This window comes from Planctomyces sp. SH-PL62 (genome assembly GCF_001610895.1).
Classification (GTDB): Bacteria; Planctomycetota; Planctomycetia; order Isosphaerales; family Isosphaeraceae; genus Paludisphaera.
Window position 1 is genome coordinate 3,579,954 of sequence record NZ_CP011273.1, and the last position, 15,428, is coordinate 3,595,381.

The following is a 15,428-nucleotide window of genomic DNA, read 5'->3' on the forward strand; positions in this document are numbered from 1 at the left end:
TATTTTCTCGCGGGGGGCGGCGCCGGTCAGTCCGCGACCTCCAGCCGGATCTCGTCCGAATTCCCCTTCAGCTCCGGGGCGTACATGGCCTGGGCGCGGGCGGGGAGGGCGTGGAACTTGCCGGGGATCTCGGCGCGGAGGCGGTAGGCGACGCTGTGCCGGCCGCGCGAGAGGCTGGGGACGAAGAAGGCGACGCGCTCGTCGCGGAACTCGACGTACGCGCCCAGGTCGTTGCCGTTGTAGCCGCTGCGGACCTCGACGGCCTCGAAGCCGGCGGCCTTGAAGTCCTCGAAGATCAGGTACTCGTAATCGTTCTTGGAGTCGATCGCGAGTTCGACCTCGACCAGTTCGCCGCTCTTGAGCGTCGCCCCGTCGACCAGCGGCTCGCGACGGTACTTCTCCACCCGCTGGGAGACCGCCTGGCCGCGGCCTCCGGCCACGTCCACCGCCTTGTCGTCGCGGATCAGCCGGTAGACCCTGCGGTCGACCTTCACTTCCAGCCCCGCGCGGGTGATCGGGTCTTCGAGGGTGAAGTTGGTCAAATAGGTGTTGAAGTAAAGCGGACCCGATCCCTTCTTGACGAACGAGATCACGTGCTCTCCGGAATCAAGCTCCGCGCCTTCGAGGACGAGGGACGCGTCGAAGCTGAACAGGTTCGCCGGGGTGATCGTCAGCTCCTTGCGGGTCTCGCCGTCGACGGCGATGGCGAGCGAGAGGTTCGGCTTGTCCTCGCCGCTGGCCTTGAGATAGTCGGCTAGGGCCTCGATGTTGTAGGCCGTGTCGCGGGTCGATTTCCAGTACGCGCCGTGCTCGCGGTTGTTGAGGATGTACTTCACCAGCCGCGAGGCCAGCCGCCCCTTGGGGTCGGTCCGGGCGAGGAGCTTGAGGTAGAAGGCGCCGGTCTCGGTCTCGCTGCCGTACCAGTTCCACCAGAAGCCCTCGTTGGGGAGCTTCAGCCAGGCGGTCTGGTTCTCCTCATCCTCGACGACGAACTGGGCGACGTTCTGGAGGACCTTCGCCAGCTTGTCGGCCTCGCCGAACTTGTGCAGGGCCAGGCCGTACAGGCACTTGCCGTAGACCGAGAGTCCGGGGCGGTCGCGCTCCAGGAACTCCAGCATGCCGGGCGTTCGGACGTCGGCGTCGGCCAGGACCATGAAGACGAGGGCGTCCAGCTCGTCGGCGGACTTCTTGTAGGGCTTGGTCTCGGTCAGGCCGTTCTTCAGCAGATTCACCTGCTCCGCCTGGTAATTGGTGAGCCAGGCGACGCCCCGTTCGAGCATCCCTTCGGCCAGGGCCAGGTCGTTGCGGCGGGCGATCTGGAGGCCGTGGACGACCTGCGCCGTGGTATGGGCGTAGGACCGCTCGCCGTAGCCGGAGAACCAGCCCCAGCCGCCGTCGGAGAGCTGCATGTCGGCCAGGCGGTCGAGCCCGGCGCGGGACATCTTGACGACCTCGTCGAGGTCGAACACCGGATTCTTCTTGCGCTGGGCGTCGCCCTGGAAGCGGGGCCGGTTGGGGCCCAGTTCCTGGGCGTTGAGGTTGGTGTGCGCGGCCTGCACGGCCTTCAGGTCGACCCCCAGGTCGATCAGGACCTTCTGGGTGATGACCGTCGGCAGGAAGCGGTTGAGGGTCTGCTCGGTGCAGCCGTAAGGATAGTCGACGAGGTAGGGGAGGGCGTCCACAAGCGCCCCGGCGAGGGTCGGCGAGTAGCGGACTTCGAGCCGGGTCTGCTCGGGCCGACGCTCCGCGGGGACCCGGATCGTCACCTTCGCCTCGGACTCCTCGGGCCGGATCGTCCCGGCGATCGCCTCCATCTTGAGCATGCCGTGGACGTAGGCCGGGAAGGTCATCTGGGCGGCGTCTGAGTCCGAGTCGGCCAGGGCTTTCATGCGGACGACGGCCTGACCTTCGTGCGCGACCTTCACGCGCCAGTCGACGCGGGCCTCGCCGCCGGCGGCCAGCTCGATCGTCTTGGAGGTCTCGGCGAGCGGCTCCAGGACGCCGCCTTCCAGCTCGAGCGCGACCTGGACGGACTTCGCCTCCTTGAGCTTGCTGTGGACCACGGCCGAGAGGACCACCTCGTCCTTCTGGACGAAGAACCGGGGGGCCTGGAGCCGGACGAGCAGGTCCTTGGAGGTGACGAACTCGGCCTCGGCCTGGCCCACGCGGGTGCCGGCGCCCAGGGTCCAGGCGCGGGCCTTCCAGGTCGTCAGGCTGTCGGGGACCGGGAACTCCAGCTCGGCGGCGCCGTCGGGCCCGGTCTCGATCGCGGCGGCCCAGTAGGCCGTGTCGGCGAAGTTGGTCCGCACGGCCGGGGCCGGCCCGGCCTCGCCCCCGCCCGGAGGTGGGGCCGCCTGATCGAAGTCCGCCATCACCTGGGCGGTCTTCGCCATCTCCAACCGACCACCGGCCATCACGGGAGCGGGCGCCGCCTCAGGCGCCATCGCCATCGCCATCCCGCGAGCCATGCCTCCTCCCATGCCACCCATGCCACCCATCATGCCGCCCATGCCGCGGCCGGGGGCCTGGCCGCCGCCGAAGACGCCCAGGTCGAGCATCGGCGTCTCCTGATCCTTGAGCAGGTTGGAGAACCGCCGGTCGAGGCTCGATTCGGTCCGGGGGTCGTGCGACCGCTTCCACTTCCAGTAGGCGTCCTTGATGGATCCGACGTTCGATCCGCCCGAGATGTACTCGACGGCCTTGTCGTAGACCGTCAGGACCGTCGAGCCGACGAACGGCTGGCCGTCGGGGCCGGTGAGCTTGAGCGCGAGCCGGGCCTTCTCGCCCGGCTTGTACGTCTCCTGCGAGGGCTTGACCTCGACGTTCAAGACCCGAGACTCGGGGGGCACGGCGATCTCGCGGGCCTGGTCGTGGACCTTGCCGTTGGAGACCGTCATCGCCTCGACGAACAGGTTGGGCATGTCGGCCGTCGCCACGTCCAGCTCGACCGTCTCGGTCTTGCCGCGCATCCGAAACGTGGACGGGACGGGGTAGATCCCGTTCAACGGGCGGACGAAGAGGAGGACGGTAGAGTCGGCCCGGTCGGTGTTGATGAGCAGGCGGACCTTCTCGCCCGCCTTGTACTCCTTCTTGTCGGGGATGATCTCCAGGTCGCCGAACCGGTAGCTCGCGCCGTTGAAGCCCCCGCCGGCGACGGTCAGCAGGTATCCCCCTTCGATCGTGTGGCCCTGGCCGTCGTCGACCGTGGCCGAGATCCGGAACTGGCCCGGCTCGGCGGCCTTGATCGGCTGCGAGCCTCGGCCGTCGGCGTCGAGCTTCAGGGGCCAGGTCTCCAACGGCGTCTCCACCGGCTTGCCGTCGGCCTGGTACGTCACCTTCAGGAGCCGGAGCGTCCCCTCGCCGACGACCGGCTTGTGGTCGAGCGTCTGGGCGCGGACCTCGGCCTGGATCGTATCCCCGGCGCGGTAGTGGCCGCGGTCGACCCAGGTGTAGACGGTGAACGGCTTCCTCGCCACCAGCACCTCGCCGCTCCCGACGATCGTGCGGCGCGACTGGTCGGTCACCTCGGCCTGGACCTCGTACCGGTGGTCGCGGTCGGGGTGGGCGGCCTTGGCGAAGGCGGTGTCGATCTCGACCTCGACCTTGCCGTCGGGCCCGATCGCCACCTCGGCGTCGGCGACGACCTCCGGCGGCCCCTCGGGGCGGTGCCACCACCAGGGGGACGGCGCCCGCATCCCCCAGGTGTTCCAGCCGGGATACCACGAGTAGTCGGACGCGAACCACCAGTAGCCCGAGCCGTACAGCCAGTCCCAACGGTCGACGGGGAACCAGCGGTCGTCGGCGGATCGCCGCGTGATCTTGTACTTGACCGTCGCCTGCGTGACGGGGCCGCCGAAGTAATAGTCGGCCTTGATCGTCGCCTTGACCTTCTCCCCCAGGGCGACGGGCTTGTCGGGGGCGTCGACCTTCACCTCGAACTCGGGCTTCTTGTACTCCTCGACCCGGAACGTCCCCCCGCCCTGGTTGACGACGTTGACGGCGTAGACCCCGAGCGCGGCGTCGGAGGGCAGCTCGTACTCCCCGGCCAGGCCGCCGAAGGCGTCGGCGGTCAGGGCCTTGTTGAAGATCTTCTCGCCCCTGGGGTTGTTGATCTCGACGAGGAATTCGCGGCCGGCGAACTCGGAGCCGCCTTCCTGGTCATAGCGGGAGCGTGCGATCCAGAACTTGAACTTCACGGGCCCGCCGGGGCGGTAGACCGGGCGGTCGGTGATCGTGAACACCCGGACCTGGTCGTAGATTTCCTGGGGCTCGCCGAGCCCCCAGATGGGCGTGAAGCCCAGGTAGGCGAGCCGGCCTTCGGCGGTCCGGGCGGTCGCCAGCCACTGGAACATCCCGCCCTCCAGGTCGGTCTGGGCGACGGCGGCGACGAGTTGGCCGTTGGCGTCGGTCTTGCCGGCCTCCTCCTTGACATCCACCTGGAAACGTCGGCCGCCGTCGATCTGCCGGACGCGCCAGCCGAACAGATTCACGTCCGCGCCGGCGACCGGCGCGCCGGTACGGGAGTCGGCCGCGAAGTAGAACGATCGGCCGCTCATCGGCTTGCGGACGAGCACGGTGTCGTCGATCCAGGCGACGATCCGACCGACGTTGCCCCCTTCCATCCGCGCCGTGACCAGATACGCGCCGGCCGTCTGGAGCGGGGCCGTCACGGTGATTCGCCGGTCGAAGTGGTCGGCCGGGGGGTCGAGATCCATGTCCCACCGGGCGACCGACTCGCCCTGGTACTGGGCCTGGTTCTGCGAGACGAGCCGCGCGCCGACCTCGTTGACGTCGGTCCGCTGCCAGTCGACCTCGGCGGGGCGGCTCCTGAGGTAGTCCTTGACGTCCTTGAGGAGCTTGTCGACGAGGATGCGATGGGCTTCAAAATGGACCTTGCGGCCGTTGCGGAAGCTGAAATCGAAGGTCGCGCCGCGGCCGGCGGGGTGGGTCGAGGCGGGCTCGAACCGGCCCCACGGGGCCTCGATCTGGGCCAGCCGCTGCTGATACGTCCCGTCGGGGTCGCCGTATTTGGACCTCGCGAGCTTCCAGTATTCGGCCGCGCGGACGAACTGGCGGCGGTTCTCGAACAGCCCCGCCAGGGCGTTCGTCGCGTCCTGGGCCCAGCCGGTCTTGGGGTCGTCGAGGATGGATTGGTAGATCTTGATCGGGTTGAACTCGTCGGGGAGCGTGAACCGCTTGATCCCCGAGGCGAGCCGGGCGACCGTCTCGTCGTCCTTGAGGGTCTCCAGGGCGTAGATGCTCGTCGTGGGGGCGTCGGGCTCGCCGTCGCCGTCCTCGTCGACGAACAGGGGCTCGGGGCCGCCGCCCAGGGTCTGGGGGCCGAACTGGCTGAGGGCGAAGTCGGCCAGCGTCATGCGGACGGCGTTGAGCAACTCGGCGTCGGCCTCGACCGCTTGCGCCAGCGCCCATCGCCAGCGCTCGCCGTCGTTGGCGGCCTTGTCGAATCCCTCGGGGACGTGGTAATAGACGGGCGAGCCCTCGGCGTCCACCGGCGCGCCGGTCTGCGAGCCTCCCCAGCCCCCCATGAACCGATATCCCTCCTCGAAGTCGGGCAGGGCGTCGAGCGCCGTCAGGCTCTGGAATCGCCAGGCCGTTCCGGGGTGCCGCCCCCAGGCCAGGGCGCGAGCCAGGGTCTGGAAGAACCGCCCGGCGCGGGCGCGGTCGGGGTCGGCCCGGACGGCGTCGAACGATCCCGTCAGGAGTTGCAGGGCCCGGACGCGGTCGCGCTCGGAGGCGTCGACGTAGCGGCCGTCCTGCCGCCGCTGGCGGCCTCGCGAGAACTCGCCCGCGACGACGAAGCCCTGGTGGCTGATCGAGTCCATGTAGCAGGAGGCCACGGCGATCGCCGTCCGGGCGTCTCCCTTCCTCACGGCGAGCGCAGCCTCCAGGAACTCGTCCGACTCGTCGGGCCGGCCCAGCCGCGCCAGGCATTCGAGGCCCCGTTTCAGGGAGTCCTCGACCTCGGCCGGATCGGTCCCGGCCGCCAGGGCCAGGACCCGGTAGGCGTCATAGGCGTCCTTGAAATTCCCCTGGCCCATCAGGGCGTCCGCCTCGGCCTTGGACCGGGCCTGAGGAGGTTCCGCGCCCGGGAACCCGACGACCGCGCCGCCGAGTACGACCAGAGACGCCGTGGCGGCGAGCAGAGCGAAGGTGAACATTTTCATTTCGGCCTCGCGCGAGACGGTCGGGATTCGGAGTCGGCGTTCCCTGCCGGAGTGGCGCCCTCTTCCTATGATAGACGACGCCGGTCGAGGTTTCTTAGGGAAAGCCGCCGAAGGGAGCCGTGATGACGGACGTGGGGCTCGCCAGGCCGGACGAGCCCGGACGCCGCGTCGGATTCCGCGTTTGCATTTCGAGAACACGTCGCATCATCCAGTCAGGGGATGCTGCGCGCGGCAACGGTTGAAGAGTGATCGGACTCGGGCGGCGTGAGGCGACGCGCGTTGATGAAAAACGCCGAACGAAGCCAATTCGGTGATCGGAATATCCGATTTAAATTTCGATTGGATATGGATTTGCGTCGATTGGGTTCGCTCGCGGGATGACGCGAGCGAACCCAATCGGCGGTGGGTGCGACTGGCGGATTTCAGCTCATCCGAACGCCACGACGACGCGGTACAGTTCGCCGGCCATGAGGTCGAGCCAGACGCCGTCGCCGTCGACGGAGAGGTCGCCCTGCGCGTCGCCCTGGAGGTCGTACTGGCGGGCCCAGGTGGGGTTGCGGAAGAAGCGGAGGCGGCAGCGGGCGTGGTAGCCGGCGGTCTCGACGAGGTGGACGTCGATCCCCCACCCGCGCTCGTCATACGTCTCGTGGAGGAAGCCGACGTGGGTGACGGCGACGGCCTGGCTGTCGGTCCGCAAGAGCCAGCCGCGGTCGCCCAGGGGCGGCGGGCCGGCGTCGGTCTCGATCACGATCGCGGGGGTGACGAACTCCTGGGCGGCCCGGTGGGGATGCTCGGAGTCGAGCACCACGGCCAGCTGGAAGTCGCGCCCGGTCTCGGAGCCGGCGACGAGCAGGGTGTCGAGCATCCGGCCGCCGGCCCGCTGGTGATAGGGGAGGCCGCCGAAGACCATCGCGGTGCGCTGGCGGCGGGTGGAGACGTCGATCGCGTCGGGCGTCTCGGGGCGCTCGGAGTCGGTCGTCTCGGGGGCGAGGAACGCCAGGCGACGGACCATCGAGGTGGCGTCCGGCCAGGCCCATCGGCAGGCCAGGTGTCGCGACCACGGGTCGGTCTCGGCGGCCCGTTCGGCCCAGATCGGGTCGAGTTCGCGGACGCTCACGTCCAGCTCGACGACCGGCCGCCCGACCCAGAGCCGACAGCGCTGGATGACGCGCGCCAGGGCCTTGCCGCTCGTCGGGTCGACGAGTTGCGAGGTGGCGACGGCCTGCACGACCGCCGGCCCGGCGTATTCGACCTCGAACGACTCGCGCTTCATCCGCGAGGCGGCCGGCTTTCCGTCGGCCCCGTCGAGCCCGGTCACGACGACCTGCTGGGCGAGCCTGGCCGTCGATTCGCCGATCGCCAGGACGCCGCGAAGGCCGCCCGACTCCTGGTCGAACTCGACCTCGATGGTCTCGTTCTTGAGCACGTTCCCGCTGGCCGAGACCTTGCCCTGCTCGGCCGCGGGCCGTTCCGGGTCGGTGTCGCGGGGGACCCAGGCGAAGCCGAAGGCGGGCAGGTCGACGACCGCCGCGACCCCCTCGTCGATGAGCTGCGCGGCGATCAAAGGCCCCTCGGGACGCAGGTCGGGGGACGCCCCCGGCAGCACGACGGCGACCTTCCTCGGCACGTCCAGCGGGTTGAAGACGAGGTAGCCGGGACGGGCGTCGGCCTTCGGCTCGGCGCCGAAGCCGATGCTCCGGGCCAGCGCGGCCGTCCACTGCGCTTCGAGCGCGTCGAGGGCCGTCGCGGCCTCGTCGTGGCGGCGGGTCTCGATCGCGGCCTCGGCTTCCTCGATCGCCTCCCGCTCGGTCCGGACCGCCTCCGGGTCGATGGCGGCGGCGTCGGGATGCGAGGCGTCGACGGCCCGCGCCAGGGTCCGCAGCCAGTGGACGGCCTCCAGCCGGGCGCGGAGCCGGTGGTGGCGGGCGAACCGCGCGATCGGCTCGGGATCGCGGCTCGCGGCGGCCTGCGCCAGGAACGGCGAGGCGTAGGCGTCGGGCTCGGGTCGGAACGTCTCGTAGGGGCGGTCGGTGAGCTGGAAGTAGTCGTTGAGCGTGGCCCAGCGGCCGAAGACCGGCGAGATCGTCGCCGCGCGGCGGAGGTCGACGTACCAGGAGGCCACCGGCGACGGCCAGTGGACCAGCGGCAGCGTCGCGACCATGTCGGTGCGCATCGTCGCGGCCAGCTTCCACGGGAACATCAGCCCCTGCGACGGCCGGTCGGCCGCGATCGGCAGCCGGAAGAGGGCCTCCAGGGTGGACCCTTCGGGGCTCTCCCACAGCCGCTTCGGTTCCCGGCGGACCGGGAACCGGCCGCCGTCGAGCGCGAAGTGGACGGCGAAGCGGTAGCCGTGGCGGCGGCCGAGCTGCGCCACCTGGGGCCAGAGCCCGAACCGGCGGCGGGCGTAGGTCTCCACGTTCCGGTCGTCCAGGTGTTCGCGGTAGACCTCGGCGCCGCGGCGGTACTGCCAGAGCGTCGACTCGATCGGCAGGATCGGGTCCTCGGCCTCCGCGTACGTCCCGCCGGCGACGTCCACCCAGCCGTCGGTGATCGCCTGGCCGAGGACCGGGATGACGTCGGGGTCGAGCTTCGCCTGGACCTCGATCGCCTGGGCCTGGGCCAGGAACGTGATCGGGACGTTCGTCTCCAGTGCCGTGGCGATCGCGCCGGCGGGGAGGGCGGGGTCGAGCAGGCAGAGGTCGACGAGGTAGGCGTCGACCGAATAGACGTGCTCGCGAGCCTGGGTCAGGATCTCGAAGGCGGCCTTGAGCCGGCCGGGGACCGCGTCGGCGTCGCCGGCCGCCCAGGCGTCGGCGGCGGCGAGGGCCTCGCGGGCCAGGGCGTCCTCGTTGATCGCGTCCGGCCGTCCCATCGCGGCGGCGAGGTCGCGGACCATCCAGCGGACCAGGCCCAGCGCCAGGAAGTCGCGGGCCGAGGCCTCGAGCGCGGCGTCTCCGCTCGGCTCGCCGAGGCCGAGCCGTTCCTGAAGCTCCCGGATCGTCCGGTCGCGGTCGGGGCTCGATTCGAGGAGGATCGCGCCGGATTCCTCGGCCTGGGTCCGGTAGCCCGAGGGGAGCCGGTCGAGCAGGCCGTCGACCGCGAGGCGGACCTCGTCCGGGCCCGGCGGCGTGGGGGCGGTGATCGACTCGATGCGGGGCGTGGCCGCGGCCTTCGCCAGCAGCGACGGGTGCCACAGGGCCGTCACGGCGCACCAGGCGGCCTGGGCCTCGGCGTCGGTGAGGCCCGCCGAGGGCTCCTTGCCGGCGTCGGGGATCAGGGCCGTCAGCGTCCATCCGGTCCGGGGGGGGGCGGGGGGAGCTTCCGGTACCGGCTCGGGGGCGGGGGGCTCGGTGTAGGGCTCGAAGACGCCGGAGGGCGACTCGGGGGCGGGCTCGTTCGGCGCGGCGTCGGGCGTGCTCATGCAATCAGGCTCCGAGGGCGGTCCGGAGTTCGCGAAGCTCGGCGGTCAGGACGTCGACCCGGCTGCGAAGCTCCTCGATCTCCGTGCGCAGGCCGGCGGCCTCGTCACGCCAGCCGGGGGCCGACTCCCCGCGAGCGGAGGACGACCGGGAGGGGGCGGAGGCCTCGTCGTCCTCGGCGACGGCCGCGTGCGCGAACGCCTGCCGGACCTTCTCCAACTCCTCCGGCGGGTAGAGTCCGTGCGTCACCACGACCCCCCGACGCTGGCCGGGGGGCGAGAGGTAGACGACGAGGTTGCGGCCCGACAGGGCTTCGAGCTGGGCCTGCAAGGCGGGCAGGTCGGTGAGCGGCTCCATCCGGTTGGCTCGCGCCCGGAGGTCCCCCTCGGTCTGCGGCCCTCGCAGGAGCAACTCGGCGACGACGGCCAGCTCCACCTTGCTGACCTTCAGCCATTCGTACAGGGTGTGCTTCCAGCGCGAGACGCGGCCCCCGGACTCCACGAGGATCGCGGCCCCCTTCTTGCGGAGGGAGTGGAGCGTGTCCTCGACGTCGTCGGCGTCGTAGTTGACGACGGGGTCGCGATTGCTCTTCTGGTTGCAGCCGGTGACGATGGCGGCGAGCGTCATCGGGTAGTACTCGGGCGTCGTCTTGGCCTTCTCGGCCATGACCCCCAGCACGCGCCGCTCGCGAGCGGTGAGAGGCACCCAGGAGACCGCCGGGACGGGCGTCGATTCGTTCTCGCTCATGATCGGTTCCATCCTCGTCGTCTCGAGGCGAAGGGGGAGGGAGGCTCCCCGATGGGCCCATGGTAGCCGGGGGCGCGAGGGGTGGACAAGCCTCAGGAGATCTCCGCGACCCGTTCGACGACCGCCTTGAACAGTCGCGACGGGTCGGCCGGGGGCTCGGGCCAGACGGTCAGCGTGCCGTGGTAGGCGATCTCCTCCAGGGCGCCGACGTACTCCTCCCAGTCGAGGGCGCCGGCGGGGTAGCCGATCCCTCGCGGGTTGCGGGCGGTGAGCGTGCCGCCGGTCGGGTCGCCGGCGTAGGCGTGGGCGACCCAGGCGTGCAGCTCTCGCGTGGCGGCCACCGGGTCAATCCCCGCGCGGAGGAGGTTGGGGGGATCGATGCTGACGGCGATCGACGGATGCGCCAGGACGTCCAGGAACGCGCGGAGGTGGTCGGCGGGTTCGGAGCCGGACTCCAGCGTCAGGCGGACCCCGCGATGGTCGCCGCGGCCGCCGAGCGACGCCACGACGTTCGTGAAGGTCTCGCGACGCGCCGCGTCGTCGGCGGCCGGGACGGGCCCGGCCTGCGCCAGCACGAGCCGCGTCCCCAGGTCGAAGGCCAGGGCGAAGACGGCGTCGGCGCGGCGGAGCCGTTCGTCGAGCTGGTCGATCGAGTCGAACGGCCGGCGGGTGGGGAGGACCATCGCGGTGAGGGCGACCTCCACCGAGCGGAGTTGGTGCTTGAGGTCGCGCCGGCCCGTCTCCCCCAGCCGATGAGGCGCGAGGTCGCCGGACGCTTCCAGGACCACGCCTTTGGCTCCGAGGCGGGCGGCCTGCTGGATCTGGCCGCGGATGGGTTGAGTTGGGTCGAGCCTGAGTCCAAGTGGGTTTCGTATCATCGTAGCGGTCGATCGAGCCTGGGTTGAAGCCGTCGGGGCTGTTGACGATCATCGACTCCCGTATACTTCCCCTAGGTTACGCGACGCCGACAGGTTTGGAGAGGTCAATCCCCCGTGGGAGAGCCGCTGACGACGACGACCGTGCGGATTCCACTCGACTTGCCGGCCGACCGGCTGGTCGCCGCCGTGGGCGGATGGCCCGAGCCGGCCATCCTGGCAAGCGGACCCGGCTTCGGCCCCGCCGGGCGCTGGAGCATCCTGGCCGCCTATCCCAGGAGGGTCTTCGAGGCCGTCGGCGGCCGGTGGTCGATCCGCACCGACTCCGGCGCGGTGGAGGCCGGCGACGACCCGCTCGCCCGGCTCGACGCCCTGGCCCGTGAGTTCCGCCTGGCCGACCCCGCCGACGACCCCGGCCCTGATCCCGACGCCTGCCCGTTCCGTGGCGGCCTGATCGGTTACTTCGGCTATGACCTGGCCCCGTCGCTGGAGCGCCTGCCGCGCAAGGCGGCCCGCGATTCGAGGCTCCCTGACGTCCGCATGGCCCTGCACGACACCGCCGTGGCGATCGACCGCCAGGCCGGGACGGCCGCGATCCACGCCTGGGACTTGCTGGGAGAGGGTCGCGAGGCCGTCGAACGCCGGGCCCGGTTCTGGCGGCGGGCGCTTCGAGACGCCGTCGCGTCGCCGAGGCCGCCGGGCGCGACGGCCCTCGGCCCGCTCACCGGCGGCTTCACGCGCGAGGAATACGTGGCGGCCGTCGGCCGCGTGCTGGACTACATCCGCGCCGGGGACGTCTTCCAGATCAACCTCTCGCAGCGGTTCGCGGCGAGGGGCCGCGTCGATCCGCTCGGGCTGTTCCTGCGGCTTCAGGACGAGAGCCCCGCGCCGTTCGCCGCGTTCCTGCGGTGGCGGGACCTGGCGGTCGTCTCGGCGAGCCCGGAATGGTTCTACCAGACCCGAGGCGGGCGGATCGTCACGCGGCCGATCAAGGGGACCCGCCCCCGGGGCGCGACGCCCGAGGCCGACGCGGCGCTCGCCGCCGAGCTGACCGCCTCCGAGAAAGACCGCGCCGAGCTGATCATGATCGTCGACCTGGAGCGCAATGACCTGGGCCGCGTCTGCCGGTACGGCTCGGTCGAGGTCGTCGACCCCCTGACGCTGGAAAGCTACGCCCAGGTGCACCACCTCGTCGCGACCGTCGAGGGGACGCTCCGCGAGGGCGTCGGCCCGATCGACGTCGTCCGCGCCCTGTTCCCCGGCGGCTCGATCACCGGCGCGCCCAAGATCCGCGCGATGGAGATCATCGACGAGCTGGAGCCGACGCGCCGGAGCCTCTACACCGGGGCGATCGGCTACCTGAGCCGGGGCGGGACCAGCGGCTTCAACATTGCGATCCGGACCGCGATCGTCGAGGGGGACCGCGTCAGCTATCAGGTCGGCGGGGGGATCGTCGCCGATTCCGATCCCGAGGCCGAGTACGAGGAGACGCTCCACAAGGGCCGGGGATTGCGCCGGGTTTTGACGGGGGAGGACGCCCGATGATCTGGACTCGCGGCGAGATCGTGGCCGACGACGCCCTGAAGGTGAGCATCCTGGACCGGACGTTCGAGCACGGCCTGGGCCTGTTCGAGACCCTTCGCACCTGGAACGGTCGGCCCGCGCTCCTCCCCCGGCATCTGGACCGCCTGCGACGTTCGGCCGGGGAACTCGGCCTCCCCGTGGATGCAGACGCGGAGCCGACCGCCGACGACGTGCGGGCGCTCCTGGAGGCCGACGGTCGCGAAGGGGACGCCCTGCTGCGGATCACGCTGACCGGCGGGCTCTCGGCGACGGCCGGATCGACGCTCTGGATGCGTTCCTCGCCGCTGCCGCCCCCTCCGTCGCCCGAGGGCGCCCGGCTGGGGACGATCGGCCCGGCCCGGCAGGACCCGTTGGCCGGTTACAAGTCCCTGAACTACTGGCCGTACCGCCTGCTCCACGAGCGCGCGCGGGCCGAGGGCTGCGACGAGGCCCTGCTCGTGGACAAGACCGGCGCGGTGTGCGAGGGGAGCCGGACCAACGTCTTCTTCGTCGTCCGGGAGAGGCTCGTCACGCCTCCCGCCGACGGCCGGATCGTGCCGGGTATCATGCGTCGCCTGGTCGTCGAGCGGGCCCGGTCGCTGGGGATCGGAGTCGAGCAGGCGTCGCTCTCGTTGCTCGACCGGCGGCTCCACCCCGAGGAGGTCTTCCTGACCAACGCGGTGCGGGGGGTGATCCCCGTCGGCCGCTGGGGCGAAGCCCGATTCCCCGCGCCGGGGCCGACGACCCGACGGCTGTCCGCGGACGTCTTGAAGTGGCTGGAAACGGGAGGATCATGATGAGGACCGTCGCCGAGGTGGCCGGCTGGCTGGAGGGCTTCGCCCCTTCGCGGCTGGCCGAGAAGTGGGACAACGTGGGGCTGCTCTGGGGCGATCCCGATGCGCCCGTGGAGCGGGTCATGACCTGCCTCACCGTGACCGACGAGTCGGCGACGGAGGCCGTGCGCGAGGGGGCCGGGCTGATCGTCAGCCATCACCCGATCCTGTTCCGCGAGACCAAGCGCATCCGCGCCGACATCCCGGCGACGGCCCCGCTCTGGAAGCTCGCCCGCGCCGGCGTGGCCGTCGCCAGCCCGCACACGGCGTTCGACTCGGCGGAGCAGGGGATCAACGCCGGGCTCTGCCGACGCCTGGGCCTGGTCGACGCCGCGCCGATCCGGCCGATCGCCGGGCCGTCAACGTTCAAGGTCGTCGTCTTCGCCCTCGAGACGGATCGAGACGCCGTGCTCGCCGGGGCGTTCGAGGCCGGCGCGGGGAGGATCGGCGACTATACCGAATGCTCGTTCGCGATCCCCGGCGCGGGGACGTTCTTCGGAGGCGAGTCGACCGATCCGACGGTCGGCGCCCGGGGCCGTCGGGAGGCCGTCGCGGAGCTTCGGATCGAGATGGTCTGCCCCGGCGATCGGCTCTCGGCGGTCCTGGCGGCGATCCGGGCGCGGCACTCTTACGAGGAGCCGGCCATCGACGTCTACCCGATCGAGACCCCGCCCGGGGGCCTCGGCGCGGGGAGGATCGGCAAGCTGGAGGGACCCCGACCCTTCGGCGAGTTCGCCCGCGCCGCTTCGGAAGCGCTCGGCGGCGCGATGCTCCAACTCGTCGGCGACCTGGCGATGCCGGTCGAGCGGGTGGCCGTCTCCTGCGGCGCGGGGGACGACTTCCTGGTCGACGCCGCGAGGCTCGGCGCCCAGGTCCTGCTGACGGGCGAGGCGCGATTCCACCGGACGTTGGAGGCCCGCGCGCTCGGCGTCGGCCTGATCGTGGCCGGCCATTACGCCACCGAACGGCCGGGCGTCGAAGACCTGGCCGAGCAGATCGCCCTGGCCTTCCCCGACCTGCTCGTCTGGCCTAGCCGCGACGAGACCGACCCCCTGGCCATCCTCCCCGACCCGCGCCGATCGTAGCGCGGGCCGTCACGTGGACGGCCCTCGTGCTCGGCTTCTTCCAGCGGCGGAGGTCCGGTAAGTCGAATCGAAGACGTCGCCTGGGGGCCTTGCTTCCAGCGGCGCACTGACGAGAACGCTTCGAAATGAAAGACCCCCGGAGTGTTCCGGGGGAGGAGGGGAAGACGAGAAGTCGACCGGGCCGAAGCCCGGGACTTTCAATTCAATCGATCACAATCAATTCTGGGAGGCCTGGGTATCGCCGGCTTCCTGGAGATCGTCTTCCTCGTCCTCGACGGCGACGGCCACGCCGCCTTCGAGATCGGCCTCGACTTCCTCACCATCGGTCTCGGCGTCGGCGTCGCCGCCGGGGGCCTTGCCGGTGCGGGTCGCCGGGACGGCGAGGTAGGTCTGGTGCTCCCACTGCCCCGACCAGAACTGGCCGGTCCAGCGCTGCAGGGAGATGGCGCGCACGGTGGGACGGTCCTCGTCCCGGATCACTTCGCCCCAGGCCCCCGCGTACGCGGCGCGGACCTGAGAGGAGCTCTCACCCACGCAGAGGAGACGTTCGCCGTTGGGGGCGAGGCATGCGATCGCTCGCCAGTCCTGAGCACCACTGGTTCCGCTACTCATCGTCGATTATTCCCCGCCCGACGCAACCATCGCCGCATCCTGCGGCCTGGTTTGTCGACTTCACGTCGCGTCGGGACTTGTTCTGTACGACCCGTTGAAAAGCTCGGCC

8 protein-coding genes are annotated in these 15,428 nt (G+C 71.1%); 3 read left to right on the plus strand and 5 right to left on the minus strand.

Annotated features, from left to right (window positions below):
- Positions 1 to 26: 26 nt before the first annotated feature.
- The 4 genes from VT85_RS13935 to VT85_RS13950 all read right to left on the minus strand — a co-directional run bounded on the left by VT85_RS13935 (position 27) and on the right by VT85_RS13950 (position 11,229).
- Complete coding sequence (locus VT85_RS13935; protein WP_197490697.1) at positions 27 to 6,179, minus strand: alpha-2-macroglobulin family protein; 6,153 nt, start codon at positions 6,177 to 6,179, stop codon at positions 27 to 29.
- Between the two features lie 433 nt (positions 6,180 to 6,612).
- On the minus strand, positions 6,613 to 9,606 hold the full coding sequence (locus VT85_RS13940) for a glycosyl hydrolase family 38 (protein ID WP_068416185.1): 2,994 nt from the start codon (positions 9,604 to 9,606) through the stop codon (positions 6,613 to 6,615).
- A gap of 4 nt (positions 9,607 to 9,610) precedes the next feature.
- Positions 9,611 to 10,351 carry a YceH family protein gene (locus VT85_RS13945; RefSeq protein ID WP_068422004.1) on the minus strand — a complete coding sequence of 247 codons (741 nt, stop codon included), beginning with the start codon at positions 10,349 to 10,351 and terminating at the stop codon, positions 9,611 to 9,613.
- Positions 10,352 to 10,443: 92 nt separating this feature from the next.
- Positions 10,444 to 11,229, minus strand: a complete 786-nt coding sequence (locus VT85_RS13950) for a sugar phosphate isomerase/epimerase family protein (RefSeq protein ID WP_068416188.1) — start codon at positions 11,227 to 11,229, stop codon at positions 10,444 to 10,446.
- A 141-nt stretch (positions 11,230 to 11,370) separates the two neighbouring features.
- Between VT85_RS13950 and pabB the strand changes: the two genes are divergently transcribed.
- The 3 genes from pabB to VT85_RS13965 are packed head-to-tail and all read left to right on the plus strand — an operon-like array spanning position 11,371 to position 14,707.
- A complete protein-coding gene (gene pabB, locus VT85_RS13955; protein WP_068422009.1) occupies positions 11,371 to 12,771 on the plus strand; it encodes an aminodeoxychorismate synthase component I in 1,401 nt (466 codons plus the stop codon).
- Entirely contained in the window at positions 12,768 to 13,586 is an 819-nt protein-coding gene (locus VT85_RS13960; RefSeq protein WP_068416191.1) for an aminotransferase class IV, read from the plus strand. The genes pabB and VT85_RS13960 overlap by 4 nt, the downstream gene beginning before the upstream one ends.
- Positions 13,583 to 14,707, plus strand: a complete 1,125-nt coding sequence (locus VT85_RS13965) for a Nif3-like dinuclear metal center hexameric protein (protein WP_197490701.1) — start codon at positions 13,583 to 13,585, stop codon at positions 14,705 to 14,707. The genes VT85_RS13960 and VT85_RS13965 overlap by 4 nt, the downstream gene beginning before the upstream one ends.
- Positions 14,708 to 14,923: 216 nt before the next feature.
- On the opposite strand, the gene VT85_RS13970 is transcribed toward VT85_RS13965, so the two are convergent.
- On the minus strand, positions 14,924 to 15,319 hold the full coding sequence (locus VT85_RS13970) for a hypothetical protein (protein ID WP_082858594.1): 396 nt from the start codon (positions 15,317 to 15,319) through the stop codon (positions 14,924 to 14,926).
- Positions 15,320 to 15,428: the final 109 nt, after the last annotated feature.

Bases quoted from the DNA above. Each gene is read 5' to 3' on its own strand.
- VT85_RS13960 (WP_068416191.1), top strand. From the start codon at position 12,768: ATGATCTGGACTCGCGGCGAGATCGTGGCCGACGACGCCCTGAAGGTG.
- VT85_RS13950 (WP_068416188.1), bottom strand. From the start codon at position 11,229: ATGATACGAAACCCACTTGGACTCAGGCTCGACCCAACTCAACCCATC.
- VT85_RS13935 (WP_197490697.1), bottom strand. From the start codon at position 6,179: ATGTTCACCTTCGCTCTGCTCGCCGCCACGGCGTCTCTGGTCGTACTC.
- VT85_RS13945 (WP_068422004.1), bottom strand. From the start codon at position 10,351: ATGAGCGAGAACGAATCGACGCCCGTCCCGGCGGTCTCCTGGGTGCCT.
- VT85_RS13970 (WP_082858594.1), bottom strand. From the start codon at position 15,319: ATGAGTAGCGGAACCAGTGGTGCTCAGGACTGGCGAGCGATCGCATGC.
- VT85_RS13965 (WP_197490701.1), top strand. From the start codon at position 13,583: ATGATGAGGACCGTCGCCGAGGTGGCCGGCTGGCTGGAGGGCTTCGCC.
- VT85_RS13940 (WP_068416185.1), bottom strand. From the start codon at position 9,606: ATGAGCACGCCCGACGCCGCGCCGAACGAGCCCGCCCCCGAGTCGCCC.